This window comes from Streptomyces sp. NBC_00988, from assembly GCF_045162645.1.
GTDB lineage: Bacteria > Actinomycetota > Actinomycetes > Streptomycetales > Streptomycetaceae > Streptomyces.
Map to the genome: position 1 here is coordinate 6,879,027 of NZ_CP108730.1, position 22,321 is coordinate 6,901,347.

At 64.5% G+C, this 22,321-nt stretch carries 23 protein-coding genes; 10 read left to right on the forward strand and 13 right to left on the reverse strand.

All coding sequences use genetic code 11. The features are described 5' to 3' along the window. Nucleotides 1-268 precede the first annotated feature (268 nt). The 7 genes from OG496_RS31630 to OG496_RS31660 all read right to left on the reverse strand — a co-directional run bounded on the left by OG496_RS31630 (nucleotide 269) and on the right by OG496_RS31660 (nucleotide 6,861). Nucleotides 269-1,744, reverse strand: a complete 1,476-nt coding sequence (locus tag OG496_RS31630; protein ID WP_405973346.1) for an ATP-binding protein — start codon at nucleotides 1,742-1,744, stop codon at nucleotides 269-271. Then, nucleotides 1,737-2,600, reverse strand: coding sequence for a DNA primase (locus OG496_RS31635; RefSeq protein ID WP_405973347.1), 864 nt, complete (start codon nucleotides 2,598-2,600; stop codon nucleotides 1,737-1,739). Before OG496_RS31635 ends, OG496_RS31630 begins: the two co-directional genes overlap by 8 nt. An 88-nt stretch (nucleotides 2,601-2,688) precedes the next feature. Beyond that, on the reverse strand, nucleotides 2,689-4,533 hold the full coding sequence (locus OG496_RS31640) for a helix-turn-helix domain-containing protein (protein ID WP_405973348.1): 1,845 nt from the start codon (nucleotides 4,531-4,533) through the stop codon (nucleotides 2,689-2,691). A gap of 342 nt (nucleotides 4,534-4,875) precedes the next feature. Next, on the reverse strand, nucleotides 4,876-5,184 hold the full coding sequence (locus OG496_RS31645) for a hypothetical protein (RefSeq protein ID WP_405973349.1): 309 nt from the start codon (nucleotides 5,182-5,184) through the stop codon (nucleotides 4,876-4,878). A gap of 119 nt (nucleotides 5,185-5,303) precedes the next feature. Further along, on the reverse strand, nucleotides 5,304-6,314 hold the full coding sequence (locus tag OG496_RS31650; protein ID WP_405973350.1) for a DUF2637 domain-containing protein: 1,011 nt from the start codon (nucleotides 6,312-6,314) through the stop codon (nucleotides 5,304-5,306). Further along, on the reverse strand, nucleotides 6,311-6,607 hold the full coding sequence (locus OG496_RS31655; RefSeq protein WP_405973351.1) for a DUF6303 family protein: 297 nt from the start codon (nucleotides 6,605-6,607) through the stop codon (nucleotides 6,311-6,313). Before OG496_RS31655 ends, OG496_RS31650 begins: the two co-directional genes overlap by 4 nt. Then, complete coding sequence (locus OG496_RS31660) at nucleotides 6,604-6,861, reverse strand: DUF6284 family protein (RefSeq protein WP_405973352.1); 258 nt, start codon at nucleotides 6,859-6,861, stop codon at nucleotides 6,604-6,606. Before OG496_RS31660 ends, OG496_RS31655 begins: the two co-directional genes overlap by 4 nt. A 463-nt stretch (nucleotides 6,862-7,324) precedes the next feature. Between OG496_RS31660 and OG496_RS31665 the strand changes: the two genes are divergently transcribed. The 3 genes from OG496_RS31665 (at nucleotide 7,325) to OG496_RS31675 (ending at nucleotide 9,973) form a co-directional block, all read left to right on the forward strand. Then, nucleotides 7,325-8,125, forward strand: coding sequence for a GntR family transcriptional regulator (locus tag OG496_RS31665; protein ID WP_405973353.1), 801 nt, complete (start codon nucleotides 7,325-7,327; stop codon nucleotides 8,123-8,125). Next, nucleotides 8,122-8,802 carry a YdcF family protein gene (locus OG496_RS31670; RefSeq protein ID WP_405973354.1) on the forward strand — a complete coding sequence of 227 codons (681 nt, stop codon included), beginning with the start codon at nucleotides 8,122-8,124 and terminating at the stop codon, nucleotides 8,800-8,802. The genes OG496_RS31665 and OG496_RS31670 overlap by 4 nt, the downstream gene beginning before the upstream one ends. A 481-nt stretch (nucleotides 8,803-9,283) precedes the next feature. Next, nucleotides 9,284-9,973 carry an HAD family hydrolase gene (locus tag OG496_RS31675; RefSeq protein WP_405973355.1) on the forward strand — a complete coding sequence of 230 codons (690 nt, stop codon included), beginning with the start codon at nucleotides 9,284-9,286 and terminating at the stop codon, nucleotides 9,971-9,973. Between the two features lie 313 nt (nucleotides 9,974-10,286). Here OG496_RS31675 and OG496_RS31680 read toward each other — a convergent pair whose 3' ends face one another. The 3 genes from OG496_RS31680 to OG496_RS31690 are packed head-to-tail and all read right to left on the reverse strand — an operon-like array spanning nucleotide 10,287 to nucleotide 11,082. Further along, nucleotides 10,287-10,487 carry a hypothetical protein gene (locus OG496_RS31680; RefSeq protein WP_405973356.1) on the reverse strand — a complete coding sequence of 67 codons (201 nt, stop codon included), beginning with the start codon at nucleotides 10,485-10,487 and terminating at the stop codon, nucleotides 10,287-10,289. Further along, the gene (locus OG496_RS31685; RefSeq protein ID WP_405973357.1) at nucleotides 10,484-10,672 is read right to left on the reverse strand and encodes a hypothetical protein; all 189 of its coding nucleotides are present in this window, start codon (nucleotides 10,670-10,672) and stop codon (nucleotides 10,484-10,486) included. Before OG496_RS31685 ends, OG496_RS31680 begins: the two co-directional genes overlap by 4 nt. Continuing rightward, nucleotides 10,669-11,082, reverse strand: coding sequence for a DUF6415 family natural product biosynthesis protein (locus OG496_RS31690; protein WP_405973358.1), 414 nt, complete (start codon nucleotides 11,080-11,082; stop codon nucleotides 10,669-10,671). The genes OG496_RS31685 and OG496_RS31690 overlap by 4 nt, the downstream gene beginning before the upstream one ends. Nucleotides 11,083-11,284: 202 nt before the next feature. Between OG496_RS31690 and OG496_RS31695 the strand changes: the two genes are divergently transcribed. From OG496_RS31695 to OG496_RS31715, 5 genes are all read left to right on the forward strand, one after another. Next, nucleotides 11,285-11,551, forward strand: a complete 267-nt coding sequence (locus OG496_RS31695; RefSeq protein ID WP_405973359.1) for a hypothetical protein — start codon at nucleotides 11,285-11,287, stop codon at nucleotides 11,549-11,551. 599 nt (nucleotides 11,552-12,150) lie between these two features. Continuing rightward, on the forward strand, nucleotides 12,151-13,914 hold the full coding sequence (gene ltrA, locus OG496_RS31700) for a group II intron reverse transcriptase/maturase (RefSeq protein WP_405973360.1): 1,764 nt from the start codon (nucleotides 12,151-12,153) through the stop codon (nucleotides 13,912-13,914). Between the two features lie 104 nt (nucleotides 13,915-14,018). Next, nucleotides 14,019-14,552 (forward strand): DUF6879 family protein, encoded by a 534-nt coding sequence (locus OG496_RS31705; protein ID WP_405976749.1) that lies wholly within the window; start codon nucleotides 14,019-14,021, stop codon nucleotides 14,550-14,552. Between the two features lie 22 nt (nucleotides 14,553-14,574). Then, a complete protein-coding gene (locus OG496_RS31710; RefSeq protein ID WP_405973361.1) occupies nucleotides 14,575-15,426 on the forward strand; it encodes a helix-turn-helix domain-containing protein in 852 nt (283 codons plus the stop codon). Between the two features lie 140 nt (nucleotides 15,427-15,566). Further along, entirely contained in the window at nucleotides 15,567-15,809 is a 243-nt protein-coding gene (locus tag OG496_RS31715; protein ID WP_405973362.1) for a hypothetical protein, read from the forward strand. Between the two features lie 111 nt (nucleotides 15,810-15,920). Here OG496_RS31715 and OG496_RS31720 read toward each other — a convergent pair whose 3' ends face one another. From OG496_RS31720 to OG496_RS31730, 3 genes are all read right to left on the reverse strand, one after another. Then, entirely contained in the window at nucleotides 15,921-16,670 is a 750-nt protein-coding gene (locus OG496_RS31720; protein ID WP_405973363.1) for a transposase family protein, read from the reverse strand. A gap of 404 nt (nucleotides 16,671-17,074) precedes the next feature. Continuing rightward, nucleotides 17,075-19,348: a S8 family peptidase gene (locus OG496_RS31725; RefSeq protein ID WP_405973364.1), complete on the reverse strand. Its 2,274-nt coding sequence runs from the start codon at nucleotides 19,346-19,348 to the stop codon at nucleotides 17,075-17,077. A 191-nt stretch (nucleotides 19,349-19,539) separates the two neighbouring features. Continuing rightward, nucleotides 19,540-20,478 carry an AAA family ATPase gene (locus OG496_RS31730; protein ID WP_405973365.1) on the reverse strand — a complete coding sequence of 313 codons (939 nt, stop codon included), beginning with the start codon at nucleotides 20,476-20,478 and terminating at the stop codon, nucleotides 19,540-19,542. Between the two features lie 506 nt (nucleotides 20,479-20,984). Between OG496_RS31730 and OG496_RS31735 the strand changes: the two genes are divergently transcribed. Both OG496_RS31735 and OG496_RS31740 read left to right on the forward strand, forming a co-directional pair. Next, the gene (locus OG496_RS31735) at nucleotides 20,985-21,683 is read left to right on the forward strand and encodes a hypothetical protein (RefSeq protein WP_405973366.1); all 699 of its coding nucleotides are present in this window, start codon (nucleotides 20,985-20,987) and stop codon (nucleotides 21,681-21,683) included. A 42-nt stretch (nucleotides 21,684-21,725) separates the two neighbouring features. Next, nucleotides 21,726-22,121 (forward strand): hypothetical protein, encoded by a 396-nt coding sequence (locus OG496_RS31740; RefSeq protein ID WP_405973367.1) that lies wholly within the window; start codon nucleotides 21,726-21,728, stop codon nucleotides 22,119-22,121. The last annotated feature ends 200 nt before the right edge of the window (nucleotides 22,122-22,321 follow it).

The following is a 22,321-nucleotide window of genomic DNA, read 5'->3' on the forward strand; positions in this document are numbered from 1 at the left end:
AGGTGACGCAGGATGACGCAGAGCAAGCCGTCTGCGTCATGCCTGTTGCCGCAGGTCACATGCCGTTTTCCGGCTGGCATGACGCGGATGACGCAGCGTCTTCCTTCTTAGGACAAAGAAGGGGCTGCCTTGTTGTAGTTGGGTGCGGCTCACAGAGCGAAGAAGGAGCCGCTGCGCGGCACGTCCTTGGGGCGGCGCAGGCGCCGAACAGCAAGAGGAGCACGCCTCGCCGGTGGTGCTCTTCTTGCTTGTCCGGGTGAGCGTGCGGTCAGAACGCCCGTGCCTGCTCGTGCGGGGCCGGGGGGAGTGTGTGGGTCATTTCGAGGTAGCGGCCCGCGCTGGTGCGGCCCGCGTCGACGAGGACGCGCCGGGCGGCGAGCGTGGGTTGGAGGCGCTTGAGGCGGTCGGAGAGGACTTTGCCGGTGGTCGGCCATCCCTTGGGCAGGGGACGGCAGTCGTCGCCGCTGTAGAGGCGGCTGAGGCAGGACAGCCACTCCGTGGACGTCATCCGCTGCGCGCCGCCCGGCTCGATGGTCTCGGCGTACTTGAGGACGGTCTGTGCCAGCAGGTCGCCCTCGATCACGTCGTCGTTCAGGTCGTCCAGACTCGCCCGGTACGCGGCCAGTGCTCCCAGGCCGGTTGCCGCGTCGAACTGCGCGCACAGGTGTGCGAAGTCCGCCATCCGTAGATCGGTGGGAGTCTCGGCCTCGGCGGCACGGACCTTGACCGTGAGGTCCAGGAGCGAGCCGAGCACGACGGGGAGGACTTCCGCGTAGTCCCTCCACAGTTCGGCCTCGGTGCGCCTCACGCGGGGGCGTTCCAGGCGCAGGGGCAGGAGCCGGTCCGCGAGGTCGGGCCGGATGACGCCGACGTCGATCCCGGTCAGGAGCAGCGGGCGGCGGTAGCCGACGCGGAAGACGTCCCCGTCGGTGAACAGGGCCCGCTTGACGCTCTCGGCTCCGGTCACGATGCAGCACATCGCGTCCGACAGGTCGGGCGTCACGTGGGAGAGGTTGTCCAGGGCGGTGACCCAGCCGGCCGCCACTGCCGCGATCAGGCTTTCCTCGTCCTTCGGCGCCCGGCGCAGGTCACCGCTCATGCCCTCGATGATCCGGGTGAGCATCCGGCCTCCGGTCGACTTGCCTGCTCCCTGCGGTCCGGTGAGGAACGGTGCGGGGACGGGCACGGACGGTCCGAGGCAGCCGATCAGCCACACGATGGCCAGGCACTCGGTCTCGGCGTTGGCGAAGTTGCACAGCCGCATCAGCAGGTCGATGCCCTTGCCGTTGGTGTCCTTGACGGGCAGGGGCAGTTCCCCGGTGAGCTGAGTGCGCCGCCAGCACACCTCATGCGGGTCGGGGACGGTGATGTCCCAGCCCGAAGGGTGGATGCGGACGGACTGCCCGTCGTCGCGGCCCAGGTCCAGCCAGGTCGCCCCGTCGAATCCGGGGGCGACGCGGATATGGACCGGCTGCACGTCCTCGGTCAGCGCGAGTGCTTCGATCAGGTCCAACGCCTCTTTGAGGGCGGAGCCGTTGAACACGCCGATGCCGTCCTTGAACAGGCCGACCATGAGTTCCTGGCGGTGGCTGCCCATCGTTCCCTGGGAGCGGATCGGGCGAGCCACGGGGTGGCCCTTCTTCTGCGCGTAGACGGTCCCGTCAGCGGTGCGGAAGTAGCGGAAGTGCTCCTGCGCGTAGTCCGCGATGACCTCGCGGCCGGGAGTCTTGTCGTCCTCAGACATGGCTCAGTCCCAACGTGGTCAGGGCGTTGGTCCACGCGTCCGTGCAGTGCCGGGCCGATTCGCCCTTGGCCTGCGCGGCGGTGAACAGTCGCGCGGTGTGCGTCTCGGTGAGGCAGCCGCACCGGCCATGCGTGGAGAGCACGGCGAGGAACGTCCGGTAGACGACGGTGTGGACCGCCTCACGGGCCTCGCTGATGCGCTGCTCGGCCATGGCGATGCCACGGTCGAGATAGGTGGGCGTGCGGTGAGGACACTGTCCGCCTGCAGCGGGTGCGGGCACGGCGACGGCCACAGGCCGGGCCGGGGCGGGCTCCTTCACGATCAGCGCGCGTACGACGTCCGGCAGGACCGTGAGGGTGCCAGTACCAGGACCGAGCCAACGGGCGTAGGACATGAGCGACTTGACGTCCACGCCGGGCCGGACCGCGTTGGCGGAAGGCATGGCGCCCAGGTAGAGCCAGTGCTCACCGCGGGTCGTCGGCACGGTCCGTGTGGCGGGCAGGCTGGCACGGGCCCACGTGATGGCGTCCGTGTTGTCGAGGTCCACGACGGTCAGGCCGGCGCCCCCGGGGTGATAGGCGACCGCCGCTGCGTGCCTCCACGCGGTCGCCCATTGGGGGGAGTTGAGGACGTTCGGGTCGGTGGTGGCGGCGGCCCACGCGTGGCAGACGCCGGGGCACATGCAGGGGCCGGCAGTCTTCATGTTCGGTCGGCCACCACAGGCGTTCTTGGCGCAGGCCGGGCAGTTACCGAACGGCACCTTTCCGGCCCGCAGAGGCAGCGGCGGCACGCCCGAGGCTGCCAGGTCGAGAGCGGTAGGCAGGTGTTCTCGCCGAATGTCGGTTGGTTGGGTCATGCTGGAGGTCTCCAGTTCTCTACGTGCGTGCTGGATTGGCGGCGGTCCCGGTTCTTGGTCGGATGGGGGCCGCCGTTGTCGTTCGTGCTCAGGCCGCTTGCTGGCCGGGCAGGAGCCTGCCGTCGGGGGTCCGGTGCAGGGCTCCGCTCTCGGTGAGGGTCTTGATCTCGCGGGAGACGGTGCCCTTGTTGAGGCCGGTCGCATCGGCCACGTCCTTGGCGGTGCGGGCCCCGGACTGCACCGCAGCAAGCACCTTGTCCCGGTTGGTCGCCGCCCCAGTCGCTGCGGCCGTGTTCTTGACCAGGTGCAGCGGCGTGCGCGGCGACATGCCGCCCGACGTCTGCGCGGGAGTCCAGATCGACTTGGGCAGGGCGCGTACGCCGGCGTCGTCGAGGGTCCAGGTGCGCAGCATGCGCGGTCCGTAGCCCTTGAGGTAGCCGTGGCCTCGGTATTCGCGGCCGTCGGGGATCTGGTGCGGTGCGTAGTGCGCGCAGTCGTCGAGGGCGACCTGGGCTTGTGTCGTGCCGGCCACCCGCAGCGAGAACCGGGTGAGGAGGTTGGGGGCGATCAGCTTGTGCACGCCCGGCGCCCCGCCGTCGGTCAGCGGGTACTGCGTGGCCCACCACAGGACGACGCCGCGCGAGCGGCCGAGCGAAGACAGTTCGATCAGCCGCTGTAGCCGGTCCTTGTCCTTGGTGATCAGGGCGAGGATCACCTGTCCCTCGTCGACGACGACGGTGAGCTGAGGGCCGTCCCACACGCTGATGCCGCGCGCCTTCATGTCGGTCTTGCGGCGGGTCATCTCCGCGTGCGCCTGGTCCACGGCGTCGGTGATGTCGTCGCGTTCCACGGCGACGCGGCAGACCGGTTCCCAGATGTTGGCCTCTTCGCCCTTGCCGTCGATCAGGAGCAGATCCCCGCGCAGGTGGGCGGTGGCCATGAGCGGGCGGAACGACCAGGACTTGCCGGTACCGGACGCGCCGGACACCAACAGCCGTTCGTCGAACGGGATCAGGACCTCATCCCCGGTCTCGGTGTCCAGACCAAGGTTCATCATCAGCGGGTCGGACGGAATACGATCCGCAGTCCACAGCGAGGGGACGCCCGCGGCTGCCGAACGGGTCGCCAGACTCAGAACGGCCCAGCCGCCCCGGGAGGCGGAGGTGATCCGTATGCGCAGCGCGGTGCGGGCACCGAGCAGCGCACGAACGGAGTCGGCCTTGTCCGCGAGCGTCTTGACCGTCCATGTGCCGTCCAGCCGGATCTCACAGCGGATGCCGCCCGGCTCCATCGCGGGAGGCGTGGTGACCGTGCCCGACAGACCACGATCCGGGGCGTGCTCGACCCAGTACGACGGGTCGAGCCGTTCCATGAGCTGACGCTCTTCCACCGACACCGACTCGTCCACCGGCACCCGCAGCCTGCGCCGACCGAGCGCGAGGGCGGCGACGTTCGCCCCGATGAGCACGACGGATGTGGTGGCCGGCCAGAGGGTGAGGTGCGCGGTGGACATGAGCGCGGAGGCGATCGTGCTGGGCACGGCGTGTATCGAGTGCGCTTGGATGGCGCGGGCCTTGAGGGTGGTGGGGTAGTTCACGCGCGCGGTCTTGAGTTTGGCGCGGGTGTCGCGTTCGTGGCTCAGGGCTGCCTTGGCTGCGACGCGGGCGGCGCGGCGGCCGGCCGTGAACGGGTTGTTGGACGCGGCGCGGGCGGCGTGTTGCTGGGACTTGGCGGTGGCGTGTGTGGAGCGCGCGGCGTTGTGTTCCTTCTGCGCGGCCATGAGCGTCTTCAGGTGCTCGGGGGTGCGCAGCTTGTTGCGCCGCTCGGCTTCAAGGTCCCAGCGGGCCGCGAACGGAGCGCACACCGGGGCGAGTGAATCGAGAGCCGTGGTGGTGGTGTTGGTGGTGGTCGACCATGCTTGCTTCCAGTCCACGTAAGGGTCCTCCAAGACCGTGGATGAGGGCCGGTGCGCCGTCGCGTGGCGTCACCGGCCCGTCGGGTTGCAGGGGCGGTGCTGTCGGTTGCGTCGACAGCACCGGTTGCACCCCTGCAACCGCATCTGACCTGCGATGTTGCAGAGTTGAGCGGTGGGGAGGGGTGGGGGCCCTACGCGCACGCGCGCGTAGAGCGGCGGAAAATTAGGCTGTGCAACCCCCTCGCGGGGCCCTCAACGGCCGTTCACGGACCGGGGGATGTGCACCCACACGCGAGGGGGGTCGGGGTCTGTGCGGGCCGTCTACGTCTTCCGCCCGTTTCAGGGGTGGGCGGAAGCGGTTCAGTGCTTGGGGCGGGCGAGCTTGAGGGTGATGCCGCCGATGCTGAGGGGGCCGGTGGTCTGGGCGATGACGGTGACCGCGTGGGCGGCGGTGTCGAGTAGCGCGCACAGGGCGGCGACCAGTCCCCAGCAGCCCATGGCGGCGGCTCCGGCGATGACGATGGGGAACAGGTAGTGGCCCAGGGGGCGCCCGTTGTGGTCGGTGGTGTGGACGATGACGACGACCGGCTGTCCGGTGGCTTCGGCGCGGCGGTAGACGTCGGCGGGAATGTGCGGGGCGATGATCCTCGGTGGGTCACGATGTGCCATCAGGGCTCTCCCTCAGGTCAGTTGGAGTCGGCGCACGGCACGCACACGCCGAGCGAGGCGAGGGAGGGCGAGGCGCCATCGGTACACGGGCAGCGAGCCACTCGCGTGCGCGGTGGTCATCAGCGGCCGGTACCGGCGAGATCGACCGGAACGCCGTTGACCGCGCCGCGCAGCTCGGCGTAGCGGGTCGAGACCCAGCCCACCGACCAGCCGCACAACTCCGCAGCCGTGCGCACCGACATGCCCTCCGCGTGCGCGGCGGCCACGATCGCGCGGGCGTCGTCCTCGGACAGCTTCTCCGTGGCGGGGCCGGCAGACAGCAGCGCGGCGCGTTCACGCGCGGCCCGCTCCTCCCGCTCGCTCTGTTCACGACGCTCCCGCTCAACATGCTCTCGCTGCTCGCGTTCCGTGCGTTCGGCGGCCTCACGTTCACGGCGTTCACGCTCCCGCTCCCGCTGTTCACGCTCACGGTCCGCGCGTTCACGCTGCTCGCGCTCGGCACGCTCCCGAGCCTCTTCACACTCGCGTTCCTCACGCCGTGCGGCGGCTTCCCGCTCGGCCTGCTCGCGGGCCATACGGGCTTCGTGCTCACGCTGTTCACGGGTGAGTGCCGCCGTGTGCTCGCGTTCCTCACGGGCCCGCCGCTCGGCCTCGTCACGCCGCTCGATCGCGGCGCGCTCACGGGCCTCCCGCTCGGCCTGCTGCTTGGCTTCCAGCGCCAGCACGGCGGCGGTGATGGCCCGCCGGTAGGCGAGTCCGGTCTCTGCCGTGACGATCAGCAGCAGCGGGGCGACCGCGTGCACGGCTACGCCCACCAGGTCGTTCTTCAGTGCGGAGTCGGCGACGTTGAGGGCGAGGGTCATGCAGCCGGTCATCCACCGCAGCGCGATGGGCCACCGCCCGCCGTTGCCCCCGAGCCGGGCGAGCACCGCGTCGAGGCGGACCACGATGACCACGGCGGCATCCACCACGAGGGGCAGGATGGGTGCGGTCCAGGCCCACTGGGTGGGGGTGTGGGCGGAGGCGAGCGGGGTGACGGTGAGGATCGAGTAGAGCATCGCGCCCGCCACGATCAGCCACGTGCCGGCCGACAACGCCCGCTCCGCTGAACGGATGTGAGCGGCGTTCATACACTCACCCCCGACCATGAACGCACCCGGATCGCCGCGATCAGGACCACCGGGGAGGCGGGGTCGTCGGGGGTCTCGCTGTCCTCGGTCCACTCCCACTCGGCGCCCGGCACCGGCTCGAAACCGAGCACGAGCAGCGCCCGCATACGGTCCGTGAACGTCGGGACGGTGCGCGTGAACCAGTAGTCGGGCCACCGCTCGATGGTGTTCATCAGTGCCACGTACAGGCGCCAACGGCCCTCACAGACGGACATCTGCGCGGTGAACTCCCACGCGGCGTTCTGTCCGCTCATGCCGCACCGCCCCGGTGCGCGGTCGCGGCCTGGCCCGCCAGCGCGGTCAGCAGACGGCGCCGGGCCCGGCGGATACGCCGCACGTCCAGCTCGGTGGGGGTGCGGTCCATGGTGATGATCTGCGCGTCCAGCAGGTCGACGTCCGCCAGGATCACGGGCATCTCCAGCTCGATCGCGTCCAGCTCGGCGTCCGTCGGCTCCATGAAGTCGGCGAACGCGGTAACAGCATCTTGAACAGTGACGATGTGGTCCATTGGGTCGTGTGTCCTTCCACAGGTGAACGGCCCGAACAGCGGTCCCGGTGTTCCAGCACCGGGGCCGCGTCGTTGAAGGTGAAGCCGCGCAGGCTGCGCGGCGCGACCGAAGATCGGCCGCAGTGCCCCGACCGGGAGTTGAACCCGGCCTGCGACCATCGGGGCGGTTGTGCTGTACCGCGCACGGGACAGGACCCGTACGCGCCCGCCCTCTTGCTTGCGGGGTGTGGCGGATTTCCCTCAGATGCACTCTGTTGAGTTGTCAAGGAACGACCAGCTCAGGGCCCCCAAGGCGTGCTAGGCGCTATCCCGAACCGACATGCCATGGCGGAGCCCAACGGCGACCACCTTCCCACTGTCCTAGGACTGCGAGCGGCATGAGAGGACTATGGCATCGCAGTCCTAGGACTGTCAACAGTCCTAGGACTGTGCTTCACTAGTGCGTGTCGAAGGGAGTTCTGCTGTGGCACCGAAGTGGCGTGAACTGGCGGACCGGATCGCGGAACAGATCAGGAATGGCGACTACGCACCAGGGGCTCAGTTGCCCCGGATCAGGGAGCTTGTAGAGGCCGGCGAAGGCTCGAAGGCCACCGTCCATCAGGCGTACAAGGCACTTGAGGCCGAAGGCCTCGTGACATCGACACGAGGCCACGGCACGATCGTGCGTCCGCGCTCTGCCCTCAAACGGCTCGGCATCACCCGCTACGACAAGGTCAAATGGCGGGACAGCGACGAAGTCGCGTTCATCGCTGATCGCGTGGCGTCGGGGCGTGCCTACGACCGGAACGAGCAGACGCAGACCGTCAACCGCGTCGCGGCGGACACGGTGATCGCTGAGGGGCTCGGCGTCCCAGTTGGCTCACGGGTGTACGCACGCGCTCGCCTCGTAAAGGAGGGCACGCAACCGACGCACACCTTGACCAGCTACTACAGGCCCGAACACGTCGAAGGAACCCGCATCGTCGACCCAACGCCAGGCCCCGCCGGCCGTGGCGGCGGATACCGGGTGCTCTACGACGCCGGGTACGAGATCGACCACATGAAAGAGGCGTTGTTCGCTCGCGTGCCGACAGCAGACGAAGTGAAACTCCTACAACTTCCCTCCGGTGAACCCGTAGTTGAGCTTCACCGGACGACATACACCGCAGATGGAACAGTGGTCGAGTTCGCCGTCGGCATCCACGCAGCCTCGCGGTTCGCGTGGGAGTACGAGTTCGAAGTCCCCGACTCCGCCCGGGATAAGGCCAAGGAAGGTTCCGCGTGATCTCCGCTCAGGACTGGGAAGATGCCCGGCTTCTCTGGGACTTCCAGTTGATGCATCACGAGCCGCGTCCCTGCTCGGTCGGCCTCGGTCTTGGCAGCCATGACCTGGGCGTAGCCGACACCACCGTTGACCTGTACCGGCGCGGCATGATGCCACTGATCGTCTTCACGGGCGCGACCAGCCGGACGACACAGGGCCGCATGCCGCGCGGCGAGGCCGAGCACTATCGGGACCGTGCGCTTGAACTCGGCGTTCCCGCGGACGCCATCCTCGTCGAGCCTCATGCCCGGAATACCGGGCAGAACGTCACCCTGTCCCGCGCCCTGCTCAAAGAGCGCGGAATCAAGGTGTCCTCCGTGCTTCTCGTCAGCAAGCCCTACGAGGAACGTCGGGCCTATGCCACGGCCCGCAAGCTCTGGCCTGAGGTGGAGTTCATGAGTGCGTCGACTCCCATGACGCTCTCGGAGTACGCGGACTCAATCCAGGACGCACGGCTTGTCATCGACATGCTCGTCGGATCTCTTCAACGGCTGCTGATCTACCCAGCTCAAGGCTTCATGATCCAACAGGTCGTACCCGACGAGGTGATCTGGGCGTATGAGCGGCTCGTGACGAGGGGTTTTACGAGCCGAGTCGTTCCTGAGGCTGCGGGAAGTGCTGGCAGCTCAAGCGCTTGAGTCCTGAGGGGGCACCGGCACGGGCAGGGACGGCCAGTCGACGCACGGCTTGGCGTGGGCGTAGCTGTGGATTGCTCCGGGCGGGGGCCCCGTGAACTGACCGACACCGTACGCAGGGTTGAGGCTACGGACCCCACTGGGCGCCGGTGGCCGCGGTACAAGTCTGGGGATGATGCCGCAGTGGCCTTCTGCCAATGGCGACTTGACCAGCGAAAAGCGCACGACGTTCCCACAGCAATGGCTGATCTGGACGATCACGAATGGCGTGACCGTTGGCGGAGCCGTGTCATCGTCTGTAAGCACTCGTTTTGGGCTCCAGCGCACGGAGTTGTTTTGGCCCCAGCCGCGGGTCGCAGAGGGCGTGTTGGTGTGATTCACGCCCCTGTGGCAAGGCGATTTGGCCCCACTTCGATCGGGTGGTTCCGCTTCTTGATCGTCTTGGGCTTGCGGCTGGCTCGTCGGCGCCGCCAGGATCGGCTGCATGATCAAGGGTGTGATGTTCGACTTCTCCGGGACCCTCTTCCGGATCGAATCGGCCGCGCAGTGGTTGCGCGCGGTGGCGACGAAGGCCGGTCTGGAGGTGCCCGAGGGTGAACTCGACGCGTGCGTCGGCCGGTTGGAAGAGTTCGGGGCTCAGCCCGGAGGGGTTCCTCCGCGCACGGTGCCGCCCCGTCTGGAGGCGCTGTGGCGGGAGCGCGATCTGACCGCCGAACGACACCGCGCTGCCTTCACCGCCCTTGCCCGGGAAGCGAAACCGCCTGCGGCTGACCTGGCCGAGGCCCTGTACGAACGTTCCCAAGTGTCCGGGGCATGGCTGCCTTATCCCGACACCGAGGAAACCCTCCGCACCCTGCGCGGGCGGGGCATCCCGGTCGCTGTCGTCAGCAACATCGGCTGGGACATGCGCCCTGTCTTCCGCGACCACGGTGTCGACGACCTCGTGGACGCCTACTTCCTCTCCTTCGAGCGCGGGGTGAAGAAGCCCGATCCCCGGATCTTCCAGATGGCGTGCGACAAGCTCGGAGTGGCGCCCGGCGATGCACTCATGGTGGGAGACGAGCCTGTCGCGGACGTCGGAGCCGCCACACTGGGATGCCAGGTCCACCTAGTCGATCCCTTGCCCGTTGACCAGCGTCCCGGTGCGCTGGCCGAGGTGCTCCAGCTCCTCTGAGGTGCCCGACCAGGACGACTTTCGGCACGATGTTGAGGGCCCGGCGACCGAACGCCGTCCAGTCCTCGGGCTCGATACCGCGCAAACGGACCCGCTTACCAGCCCGGAACGAAGTCATCCCCTCTCCGATCACGCCGCAAGATGCGATGTGCAGGCCCTCCTGACCCGGGCCTGAACTGTGTCGTCATACCGGTGGAGCCAGATCAACTTGGTACGTCAGTGGAGCCCCGAAACGCTGGTGCGCTAGTGCCCAAAGAAGAGCTTGCAAACAGCGGGACCATTGGCAGAGTCGTGTCATCGGGGTTGTTCTGCATCAGGACCTCCTCCGCTCCGTGAGCAGTACGCGAGCCAGGATGCGCACCAGCGTGGTGTCCGGCTGGACGAGGTCGGCGTGCTCGCGGTGTGCCCACACGTCCCGCCCCGGTCCGCTCATGCTCTCCTCGTGCCAGAGGTGAACTGCGTCGTCGGGATCGGTGATCGGCTCGTCGCAGTAGCGGCAGAAGCGCCGGGTCATGACGCACCCGCGATCTGTGTGTGGCAGGGGCAGGTGCAGCGTCGTACCAGGACCAGGCCGGCCCCGTGGGGCAGTGGGATGTCCTTGGTCTGGCGGCAGTCGTGGTGCAGTTCTTGGTATCCGTCCAGGGCGGCCACCGCGCACTCGGCGGAGCGCATCGAGGTGTCGTCGATGGGCGCGGTCACGGGCGCACGCCGAGGTTCTCGTAGTGGTCGCACAGAGCGTTCAGGGTGCGTGCCAGGCGTCGGGCATAGCCGACTTCGACGCCGAATCTACGGATCGGCGAGGCACGGAGTTTTCCCCGCGCCTCGCCTACGCAGGCGAGCGCGCAGTACCGGGGGATGCTGTCCTTCTTCAACCGCCTGACGGACTGCTCGACCTCGGGGATGAGCAGCTCCAGGTGCCCCCGAACCATTTGCGTCAGCGTCTCTAGCTCATCAGCGGTTGGGGGCAGCGCCACGGCGTCTGGGTCCAGCAGAATCTGCACGGTCTCGCGCATGACCGGGATATCAGGGCGATCGGCTTGCCGGCGCTCAGTACCTTCGGATGCTGCGGTAGTGCGGTTCACCATGTCGGCCCCTGCCCAGTCGGCCACGCCCGGGGCCGTTCGCATGGTCGCCGGGTGTCGTCGTGCCTCTTGAAGCTAGGAGTGCGATGGACGCCAGCGCCAGCAATGTGCACCGATGTGCACACACGTCTTCAGGAAGGAGTGAGGCTGGATTGCGCCCTTGACGACACATCCCACGAGGGGAGATGTTGACGCACATCGGCGCACAACCTCAACGGTGGAGACAGCCATGGACCTACAGTTCATCGGAATCGACCCTGACACCGGCAAGAACGGGTCACCCACAGCCTGGGTGGACCAGGAGACCCACGACATCGTGATCCAGAGCTACACGGCAGACGAGGCAACGCGAGCCCAATGCGCGGACCGCACCGCACCCGGGCACGCGAAGGGAATCCCCGACCACGAGACGGTGATCCGTATCCCCGCCCGCCTGGTCCCGATCCTGAGGGAGGCCTGCGAGTGCGACACGAGGTCGCTCCAGCTGAGTGGATGAGTGAGAGGAGGAGGTAACCGCCCCGGACCGGTGTCCAAGGTCCGTCCCCACGTTCGCATGCGTCGCTGGCAACGGCGGGGTGTGAAGCCGAGCGGAAAAGTCCAAGAGCAGCCTGGCCATCGGGCAGCCACAGGCGAAGGGGAAGGCTGGACGGGCGAACGTGAGTGAACCCTTGATGACGCCTCGTTACTTCCAAGTCGCGCGGATGGCAGAGCAGTTGGCGGCTATAGAACCCGAGCACGGAAGAGTGCTATGCGATCCCGCGTCTTCGCATAAGCGGGAGTGGACACCGCAGGTTCCGGGGTAAAGAGGGCGCCCACCCCAGCCGCATCTCACTGGAGCGGAACGTGGAAACCCTGTTGGAGTCCGTGAGGACCACGGTAAGCCGGAGGCAACGAAGGCCCAACTCTCCAGCAGGACAGGATGATCCGAGAAGCGAATGCCGACAGGGCGAAAGCCCAGGGGAAACCGGGGCGGACAATCCTCCCCGCATAACCCGTCGGATACGGGCCTGTGCCCGGCCCGAAAGGGAGCCCACGCGGATCAGGTGAGCCTGTGAAGATCAGCTATCTGGAAACCAGAACTGAGGGGCAAGTTAGATGCCGAGTTCAGGAACGAGGACAGGAGCAACTGTCCGGCCTGCTCTGGCGAACGGACCCGAAGACCACACGCAGGCATGGAACAGCATCGACTGGGCCAAGGCCGAAGCGTCGGTACGGCGACTGCGGCAGCGCATCTTCACAGCTACGCGCGAAGGGGACTTGAAGAGAGTCCGAAACTTGCAGAAACTCATGCTGCGATCCCACTCCAACGTGCAGGTAAGCGTGAAGAGGGTGGCCCAGTTGAGTTCCGGACGCCGGACGGCCGGCATCGATGGTGAAACCGCCCTGACTCCGAAGGAGCGAGGACGGATGGTGGCCGAGCTGGCAGCCAAACCCGCCATCGACCATGCTCGCCCCGTACGGCGCGTGTACATTCCCAAAGCGAACGGAAAGCGACGCCCGCTGGGAATCCCAGTCATGTGCGACCGTGCCCGCCAGGCCATGGTCAAGAATGCGCTGGAACCCGAGTGGGAAGCTCGTTTCGAGGCTCGGAGTTTCGGCTTCCGCCCCGGACGAGGGTGCCACGACGCGATCACGAACATCTTCAGCACGGTGGCCCAGAGACGGGCACGGCGGCTGTGGGTTCTCGACGCTGACCTGGCATCGGCATTTGACCGGATCGACCATGAGCACCTGATGACGAACCTTGGCCACTTCCCTGGTAGGGGAATGATCCGTGGATGGCTCAAGTCAGGGATCATGGAGAACATGCGGTTCGCGCCTACTGAGGAGGGAACTCCGCAGGGTGGCGTGGTGAGCCCGTTGTTGTTGAACATCGCTCTTCACGGGATGAGTGCAGCCGCCGGTTGCCTCGAAGGTGCCACGTTGTGGCAGCGGAGGGACGCGCCGGTGCTTGTGCGGTACGCCGACGACTTCGCCGTGTTCTGTCACAGCGAGAGTCAGGCGTATCGGGTCAAGGATGACTTGGCCGGGTGGCTGGAGCCGAGAGGGCTGTCCTTCAACGAGGAAAAGACGCGCGTTGTCCACCTCGAAGAGGGATTTGACTTTCTCGGGTTCAACGTTCGCCGCTACAACGGGAAACTGCTCACGAAGCCGAGCAAGTCCGCTGTCAAGAGGTTCCGGAAAAGGCTCCGCGACGAGATGTTGGCCCACCGAGGGTCTAACGTGATGGCCGTGGTGAAGTGGCTCAACCCGATTCTTCGGGGATGGGCCACCTACTACCGGTCGGGTGTGTCCAAGAAGACGTTCCGCGATCTGGACGACTACTTGTGGAAGCTGACCTTCAAATGGGCCAGACACACGCACCCGAGGAAGTCGAAGACCTGGTGTACCGAAAGGTACTACGGGCAGTTCAACTCGTATCGCCAGAGCAAATGGGTATTTGGTGACCGGGAAACCGGCATGTACCTCTACAAGCTCAGGTGGACCAAGATTGAACGGCACGTCGGCCTCAAGGCGGGGTACTCGCCTGATGATCCGACGCTCGCCGAGTACTGGGCGAATCGCACGCGCAAAAGGATGCCAGTAACCGCGGACAGGACGTCTGTCACGCTGGCAGCTCGCCAAAAGGGGATCTGCCCCCTGTGCAAACAGGCGCTGATCTCCGGTGCCGAATACGAGCCTGACAGCCCACGGGAGTGGGCGGCCTGGTTCTCGGCATCCATGAAGATGCTCCACAAGCATCACTTCGTGTATAGGCGGCACGGCGGCTCGGACGAGAAGACAAACCTCCGCCTCGTACACGCTGAATGTCATCGCCAGCATCACTCTGGCGACAACAGGAGGGCCGGGCAGGCATGAACGCGCGCAACAGCTCTGGGGGCTCGCTTGAGCCGGATGCGGTGAACAGCCGCACGTCCGGTTCTGAGGGGGCCGGAGCGTGGCAACACGCTCCGGCTACCCGACTGCCGCAGAACGTACCCAGTTTTGACGAACTGTTCGAAGCTGCCCAGCGCTCAGCCGTGCACCTCGAAATGCGCGATCAGTACGCCGTCGGCGACGAGGTCGACGACTACAACACCTGGCTGCGCACCGGCCAACGGGACGCAGATCCCGACTCGGAGTACTGGGCGCCCTGGGTCGATATGATCTCCCGAGCGGTTACCCGAGGCGTCGTCGTGCGCCGTGCTCGCATCGTGTCCGAGCCAGTCACCGACTACATCCGGTACGAGCACGCCGCAACCGTCGTCAACGTAGCGGCGGGTGAGCAAGTGCGGTGGCTGCCTCGCCCGCGGGCTGTCGATCTGATGCTGCCGGGTGCAGACCTGTGGATCTTCGACGGGGCGCAAGTCCTGTTCAACCACTTCACCGGCAACGGCGAATGGGCGGACCCGGACATGGAGCTGCAGACCGAGCCGGGCATCGTCAAGCAGTGCGCCGACGCGTTCGAGGCCGTTTGGGAACGCGCCATCCCACACGACCAGTACGAGATCCACTGACAGAAGGCACCACCACCAGCTCATGCCCATCTCCCCGTCATCCTCAGCCCAGGCCGCGCGCGAGAACGTAGCGCGCCAGCTCCGCGACCTGAGGAGAAACGCCGGCCTGACGGTCACTGAGCTGGCCTTGCGGTGCAAGTGGCACCACGCCAAGACATCCCGAATCGAGAACGCCCGCACGCCGCCCTCGCCCACGGACATCCGCCTTTGGTGCCGCGCCAGCAACGCCACCGACCAGGCACCGGACCTGATCGCCGCCTCCCAACACGCGGAATCCCTGTACCGCGAGTGGCGCCAGCGGGTCCGCTCCGGTCTCAAGAAGCTGCAAGACAGCTACGTCGAGCTGTACCGGTCTACCGAACTGCTGCGTGTCTACTCCCCGGTGCTCATCCCCGGGCTGCTCCAGACCGAGGGATACGCGAAGGCCCTACTGAGCCTCAACGCCCGCTTCCTCGACGTCCCCGACGACGGAGCGGAAGCCGCCGCTGCACGCGTACAGCGCTCCCAGGTCATCCACGAGCCGGGGCACCGGTTCGTGTTCGTCATCGAGGAAGCAGTGCTCTACTACCAGCTCGGTGACGCGGACGCGATGGCTGCCCAACTGGGCTACCTACTCACCGCCGGCGCACTCCCGCCGGTGTCGTTCGGCATCATCCCGACGTCAACGCGCGAGCGCGCTCTGTGGCCGCAAGAAACGTTCGACGTGCACGACGACACGCTCGTGTCCGTTGAGCTGCTCTCTGCCGAAGTGAACGTCACCCAGCCATCCGAGATCGCCCTGTATGTGAAGGCGTTCGAGCAGTTGCGCAGCATGGCCTTGTACGGCGCGGACGCTCGCACTCTGATCGTGAAGGCCATCGAAGCCCTGCACTGAGCCCAGACGTCGACCAAATCGGTGGTCGATCTACATCCACCCTTCGATCGCCACTCGCCGTCGTCACCGCACCTGTAGACCTTCCCGTTCCCTGAGCCGCATCCCCGGGTCTGTCCCGGAGGCGACCTAAGATCCAGGTCATGACAGACATTCCCGACGAATTGATCAAGCTGGAACGTTCCTCCGAAGACGCCCGTCGACAGCTCACCGGTCTTGATGGTGAGGAGTACGAGGCGCAGTGGAAGGCGTGGCGTACGGCGGCCGAGGACTTCCAGGCCGCAGTGACCGCATACGCGACGCGCGAAGACGTGACCATGTCACGGCACGAGGTGGAGCAGGCGGCGAAGCGTGCTGTACGACACGCCGAGCCCGCTGATGCTTGACCTACCAGCCGTCGGACCAGCTCTCCAGCAGTCGCTCACCGACGGCGGTCTGTTCGACCAGGGCGACCTGTGCACCCGGCACCTTGCGGGCCGCTTCCTCACTGAGTTTCTTCAGCGTTGCCGCTCCAGGGTGAGGATGGCTTTGGCGATTGACGTCATGCGGTTTGGGCTGCATCGGGATCTGCGGAAGATCTGCCAGGACTTCAGGCGTGCGACGCCGCGTTCGACCGGTGCCCGTGCTGCGGCCAGGGCCCGGTTGAGGGTCTTCTCGGTGGGGGTGAGTTCCTGCAGGGGCCTTCGTTTGATGCCTGTGGTCAGCCAGGGGCCGCCGCCCTGGTAGGCGAGGTCGGCCAGGATGGGGACGCCCTGGCGCTCGCAGATGCGGATGATCCGGTGGGTGCGGGCAGCGGTCAGGTCGTGGGATCGGCCGGGCAGTGCGGGTGAGAGCCACAGCAGCCGGCCGCCTGGGTCGGTGACCACCTGCACGTTCACGCCGTGCCGGCGGTGTTTGTGGGAGTAGTCGGCCCGGCCGTCGCCGACCCGGTCGCACTCCGCAAGGGTGCCGTCCAGCAGGACGAAGTCCGCATCGGTCTCGCGCAGGACCTTCAGCAGTCCTGGCGCACGTTCGGCGAGCAGGTGGATGACCGCGCTGGTGTAGGCGTGGGCGGTGGACTCGCTGATCCCGAACCCGGCGGCGATCTTCGCCAGGGTGGTGTGTTCGCGCAGGTACACCAGTGCCACTATCGCGCGCTGGGACGGGCGGAGCTTGCAGCGCCGGTCCCCCTCACGGGTGACGATGAGCATGGTGAGCCACTCCACGAGCGCATGGGGCAGGTCGAGTGCGGCAGGATAGATGACCAACGAGGCCCCCGAGCAGCGTGGTTGAGACGTCAGACATCTCGATCAACAGCCCGGGGGCCTCGCTCGTTGCGCTCCATGGACCATCACCTGATCGGTGGCCAACTCGAAGAAGCTCACTGAAATGCGGACGGTCTTGAATGCCGTCGCTGCGCGAGTCCGCTAGAACTTTCCCACTCCATCAAGGCTGCTCGCTCCGCTCCCCGCCCGGCGCGAGCCCTGGCCGGGAGCCAGAGCGGGGGTACGTCGTGGCTTGGACGGTCGACTCCCCAGCCACTTCGGTGCGAGCTTCGAAGATTACGGCCCCCACGTCGTGCCTAACGGGCAGGTCCACAGACTGCCCGACGCGCCGGAACATACGGGGCCATGATCACTCGCATCAAAGCAGCTCCAGCCCAAAGCCGCCGCTAGCCGCGCACTTGGGCACGCGCCGCAGCCTGCGCTCTCATAGTGCGGATCTTCGTACGGAGATCCGCATAGACAGGCGGCAAGCGGTCGCCGACCCACAAACGCACCGCAATTGCATACGGTTGCTTCCTTGTAGGCGAATCCCACCGATTGACATTCTGCACGGCAAGAACAAATTCCGAGGAATTTTCATTGAACTTCTTCAGAGCGGATCGCCATATGAATTTTCCGACCTGATTCGCTCCGGCCGACCTTGCCGTTCGACTCGGCCTCAATGGAATTCTTTGCCTATCAGGAAGGCTCGAAATGGTTGGCAAGGTTCGCCCGAGCTGCTTTCTCGCATTCCTCGCCTGTTTTTCCTCTGCCAGAAGCAAGTCAATGGTTGCATTCGGACTGATTCCACGCAGCAACTCGAACTGCATGCGAGATCCCAAATAATCCATGCGGCGAGCCCGGACGGGCGGGTCATAGGAGAGTGAGACCGTAATACCTCGGTCTTCCAACCCTCCAGAAAAAAATGAATCCGGGATGGGGATGGTGTAAAGATGGACCGAATCCAGAGGGATTTGCTCTTCCGCGAAGAGTACCGTATCTCGGTCCCCACTGAGAACGCTGCGGCTCTCTGACACCTGACCATAGCCGGACAGTCGAAGTGTCTGACTTTCCCGAACTCCATCGGTCATACCATTGATCGATTGCAACGGTGAGGCCGCACTCGTAGCTGACTGCAGGACCAAAGCTTTGATGAGATTGGCCGAGGCATCAGGGTACGCATCCTGAACAACAGCACATGCACGGGTGACGTGTGGTGCAGCCAAACTGGTGCCAACGTCGTAAGACACCACCGCCTGTCCATCGAGGCGTCCATCCGCCACTGCCACCATGAAAGCTTCCTCACGCTGTGGATTACCGCCGTCTAGCGGTTGCCCTAGCGTCCCGGCCGGCGCACTGACTTCCGGCTTAATCGCGCCATTGATTCCTAGCCCAATACGAGAGAACGGAGACGGCCACCCCGGCTCGCCGATGGCTACTCGCCCTAGCGCTGCGGATCTAAGTGACGGAACCGCACCTCCGACAGTAATGGAGAGTGCCGATGGAGCGGGATCAATGAGGGCAGTATCAACACTCTCAAGCATGCGGTTCGGATAGTCGCTGCGAAAAGCCACATCAAACGGCCCAGAATACTCTGCTGGAATCACATTCCCGGTCGGAACGATGAAAACGACACCAAACTTCCGAGCCAAACTATCGAGCACCGCGGCGAGAATGGGGGCCCGGTCGCTGCCTACCAAAACGCCGCTTTCATCACCAAGGCTTATATTGATAACTTTGACGCCCTGAGACGCAAGGTAGGCGACTGCTTCCGAAATCTCCGACTGGGGCAATCTCGTGTACGGGATTCGATTCTCCGAATCCAGTACGCGGACTGAGATGATTCGACAAGGTGGAGACTCCCACTCGCCGGAAGCTAGCTGCTCCTCGATGGAACCGCGAAGCAGGATACTAGCAATATTGGTGCCGTGGCCATGCCTGTCGACTCCGTCGCTGAATGCATCGCTAACTGCAGTGGCGTCCACAATGCACCCACGCAAGAGCGGGTGTTCGGCCTGTACTCCGCTATCAATAAGACCTACAACGGGGGCATCAGGTGCCGGGACAGGCAGATCTGCCACTTGCTCTAAACTGACCTCACTCGGGCTCAGGTGATCAGTGGTTCCGGCGGCCAACGTGCCGATTTTGGCAATTAGATCGACCTCCAGCAAGCTCTGGACAATTCGCACGGAAGTCGTAACTCGCATAAGAGAAACGCCGGCGGCCGGACTTGAGAATGAATCATGCACCGTGGCACTGACACTCTCCAGGGCGGTGTCGATCGCTTCAAGCCAACTGTCCGCTTTTTCTTGATCCCCTGGGTGCCAGACCTCAATATCAACCGTCAGTTCTGGATCACTATTACTTTCCACCTGTGCGAGCCAGCCAGATAACCCTGCACTCAATCTGTCGTTCCGCCCATAGGGCCGTACACTCGAAATATTGTCGAAGAAAGTTTCGTAGCTCGCGGTTTTATTGCCATCTTGAGGTCCCTGCGAGTAGGCATCAAGCCGCCGCAGAAACTCCGTCATCTGAGGATCATCGCTAAAAGCAATCACCCGACTGGCTTCTCTTGCCTCCACCACACGGAGGCCCGATCGGCTCCAGTCGGCTTCGTCAGATGGCCCCACCGTTTCAGTGTCGATCTCAACAACCAGGATGAGTCGAGGATCAATACCCAAGGCAGGCCCACGCTGCTGCAACTCATGAAAGACGAAGTCAAGGTTGTCATGGATATCGTCACCATGCTTCTTTCGGTCGCCAAATCGACGCCCCGAACCACGCCCCGGTACCTTACGCCTGGCTCCCTCGACTGCTGTTCGGTCGATCTCTATATGTGGAAGCGCGGCAGACTCAAAGATCGGGAGCGGAATCAGCCCTGAGATTTCCCTGCCTCCTTGTATCTCTTCTTCCGTGAAATAGCACTTTCGACTATATCTTCCGTAGAGATAACCTTAACGCCCGAGAGAACCGACTTTCTCATAACATCCAGGCATACGGCCTCGATTTCCGCGTGACTCATGCCAGACAGAGAACGGGACGTTTGTTCCTTGTTTATCTTGTAGGCGAACTTACGTAGCTTGATATCAATAAGCTGAGGAATTTGAGCCTGCGTCGGATGCTTATAAGTGAGCACCTCATCGAAGCGGCGCCACATTGCTGCATCAAGCGCCGTCCCATGGTTTGTAGTCGCGATCACCAGATTATCGGACCTGTAGTCTTCTAGTTGCTGAAGAAGAACCGTGGAGACACGCCGCATCTCACCATGGTCAGAGTCTTCACGTTCCCCAGCGAACATATCGATTTCGTCGAAGCTAACAACCCATCGGCCACTTTCAGCGTACGCGAGGATTCTTTCCAAGTGGCGAGCGGTCTGGCCGAGATAAGAGGAGACAACTGCAGACAGGCGTACCTTGACCAACGGAATTCCCAGCACATAAGCGAGCGCTTCAGCTGTGCGAGTCTTTCCCGTTCCACTTGGACCAGCCAGAAGGAGCTTGCTTCTGGGCCTCAACCCATGGGCTGCCAGCCTGCTCACATGGCGCTGCTCATTGAGGACTTCAGTAAGAGCGGCGACCGTCTGCGCTGTGAGTACCAGGTCATCTAGCGAGATCAGTGGTTCACTCAAAGTGACGAGGGGCACCTCCTCGTCACTCAGAGGGACAGGTGTCATGTTGTTGACAGTCATCGGCCTGCGCTGGCTTCGACTGGCGGCAGCGCGCTCAAGGCGGCCTGCAAGGTTGGGAGCCTGACGACGGTTGTCCTGGAGGGCTGACCGAACGACGTCGGTCAGCGACTTGTCTTCATCCATCCACAGAGCCTCAGCCTGCTCACTGGCAGCCACTTCGATCCTCCCAGGGCCTCACAATGTGTCCCTGGAGACACCTTCCCGGCGCTACCATACCCAACACTCGGTCGGTTCTACACGATTACGCCGATAGAGATGCCGACTTATGGGCTCAAGTTGGGGGCTGACAGAATGACGGGCGGGACCGTTGGCTACTCGCAGGTAGACTATTCCGAATTGTCTAGCGCCATCAGGAACGGGCTGTTTAAGAAGGCTTCATCCAACGGGGTCCTCACCCTGAGTGGTCCCTGCCCTCGATGTAGTCATGAGTTTTCTTTTAGTCTCCCCGTGAGGCCTATGTACGTCACGCCTGGCTCTTACGTTACTGGGCAGTCCGCAGCCGGATCTTTGACCGCAACTCCGCAAGAGCACACCATCTTTTGCTCATGCACCCACGAGCATGATGGCCGGCCAGTTGGCGAGGTTGGATGCGGCGCCATGACGAGACTCCTACTCCGGAAGGCTCAGGCGTGAGTGCAACAGGGAATAACGGTCCGGACCTCGATCTCAGTAATGTCCCTGTTGACCAACTGGAATTCCTCCCTTCTCCTAACCCGGCAACACCCGAAGATGTTCGTTGGGCCAGGATGGCCGATGAAGCTCGCTTCAATGGACTGCCGGATATTCAGCGATCGGCTGAACGGTGGGGTGCAACAATCCTTGTGATTACAGGATTGCTGACGACTCTCACTGCCGTGCGTGGCGCGTCGGACTTGGCCGCGCTCCAAGACTTGTGGCCCTACAAGGTCTTGGTCGGCTTGTTGGCTGGAACTTCTCTACTCCTGGCAGTCGCTAGCGTCGTCTGGGCAGCGATGGCGGCCCAAGGGCAGCCCGTCAACATCATTGTGAGCGGGCCACGGTATGCCGAGGAAACCACCAAGGCGACGAAAGTAGCTAACAGTCGCCTTAAAACGAGCCGCCACTTTGCGCTTTGGATCGTCCCCTTCTACTTGGCCACTCTAGGCGTTATGGCTTACGCCCCTCAGAAAAGCGACGAGCCTCCCATGATTAATGTGACTGACAGTGTGGGGGGAAGCTATTGCGGCCTATCAGCCAAAGAGGTGAACGGCACACTGGTCATTGTGGGCGAGAAGGGCATCGTCGCTCGTGTACCAATCAAAACTGTAACCAAAATAGTTTCCGCGGCTGATTGCACACAGAAAAATTAGGGCGCAGATAGGTGCTATCACCCCGAGCGTAGAAGGTGGGCAATGTACGGTCGGAGCGATGAGGCGTGGGATCAGTTGGCCGATGCTGGCTTGAAGTTCCTGATTGAGCGAGCACGGCTCCACAAGGTTACGACCTATACAGAGATGAATTCTGTACTGGCCCAGCGGACCGGACTTCCTCGCTTCGACTTCGAGCAGGCAAGCGAGCGAGCCGCTATGGGCCATTTGCTCGGACTGATAGTGGAGCAGGACCATCCCGAGAGTCGGCTCATGATCTCCGCCTTGGTCCACTACCTCGACGCGAACGACGCCGGGCCCGGTTTCTACAGGCTTGCGCAGCAACTCGGCCTGCTGCGCAAGGGCTCCTCCTCAGCGGCAAGGCTTGAGTTCTGGATTGAGCAGGTTAACTCACTCCACAAGCTTCATACCCGTTCGTAGCTGCCGGGAGGCGGCGGGCTGTCATGTCCCACTGGCTCTGGCACACACGAGGCAGCTGCACCACGAGCGCACCAGATCGAGCGAGAGAACAGCGGGCAGGGCCGAGGACGACACAGTTCGGCCGTCTGCCCAGGTCAAGAACCAAAATCGCTTCAGAAGCTCGCAGCTTCCAAGACTGACGCCCGGAGACGAACAGGGGA

Coding starts and splice junctions, on each gene's coding strand:
- ltrA (WP_405973360.1), top strand. CDS start 12,151: ATGCCGAGTTCAGGAACGAGGACAGGAGCAACTGTCCGGCCTGCTCTG.
- OG496_RS31675 (WP_405973355.1), top strand. CDS start 9,284: ATGATCAAGGGTGTGATGTTCGACTTCTCCGGGACCCTCTTCCGGATC.
- OG496_RS31630 (WP_405973346.1), bottom strand. CDS start 1,744: ATGTCTGAGGACGACAAGACTCCCGGCCGCGAGGTCATCGCGGACTAC.
- OG496_RS31635 (WP_405973347.1), bottom strand. CDS start 2,600: ATGACCCAACCAACCGACATTCGGCGAGAACACCTGCCTACCGCTCTC.
- OG496_RS31645 (WP_405973349.1), bottom strand. CDS start 5,184: ATGGCACATCGTGACCCACCGAGGATCATCGCCCCGCACATTCCCGCC.
- OG496_RS31730 (WP_405973365.1), bottom strand. CDS start 20,478: ATGGATGAAGACAAGTCGCTGACCGACGTCGTTCGGTCAGCCCTCCAG.
- OG496_RS31655 (WP_405973351.1), bottom strand. CDS start 6,607: ATGAGCGGACAGAACGCCGCGTGGGAGTTCACCGCGCAGATGTCCGTC.
- OG496_RS31680 (WP_405973356.1), bottom strand. CDS start 10,487: ATGACCCGGCGCTTCTGCCGCTACTGCGACGAGCCGATCACCGATCCC.
- OG496_RS31650 (WP_405973350.1), bottom strand. CDS start 6,314: ATGAACGCCGCTCACATCCGTTCAGCGGAGCGGGCGTTGTCGGCCGGC.
- OG496_RS31695 (WP_405973359.1), top strand. CDS start 11,285: ATGGACCTACAGTTCATCGGAATCGACCCTGACACCGGCAAGAACGGG.
- OG496_RS31740 (WP_405973367.1), top strand. CDS start 21,726: ATGTACGGTCGGAGCGATGAGGCGTGGGATCAGTTGGCCGATGCTGGC.
- OG496_RS31715 (WP_405973362.1), top strand. CDS start 15,567: ATGACAGACATTCCCGACGAATTGATCAAGCTGGAACGTTCCTCCGAA.
- OG496_RS31710 (WP_405973361.1), top strand. CDS start 14,575: ATGCCCATCTCCCCGTCATCCTCAGCCCAGGCCGCGCGCGAGAACGTA.
- OG496_RS31660 (WP_405973352.1), bottom strand. CDS start 6,861: ATGGACCACATCGTCACTGTTCAAGATGCTGTTACCGCGTTCGCCGAC.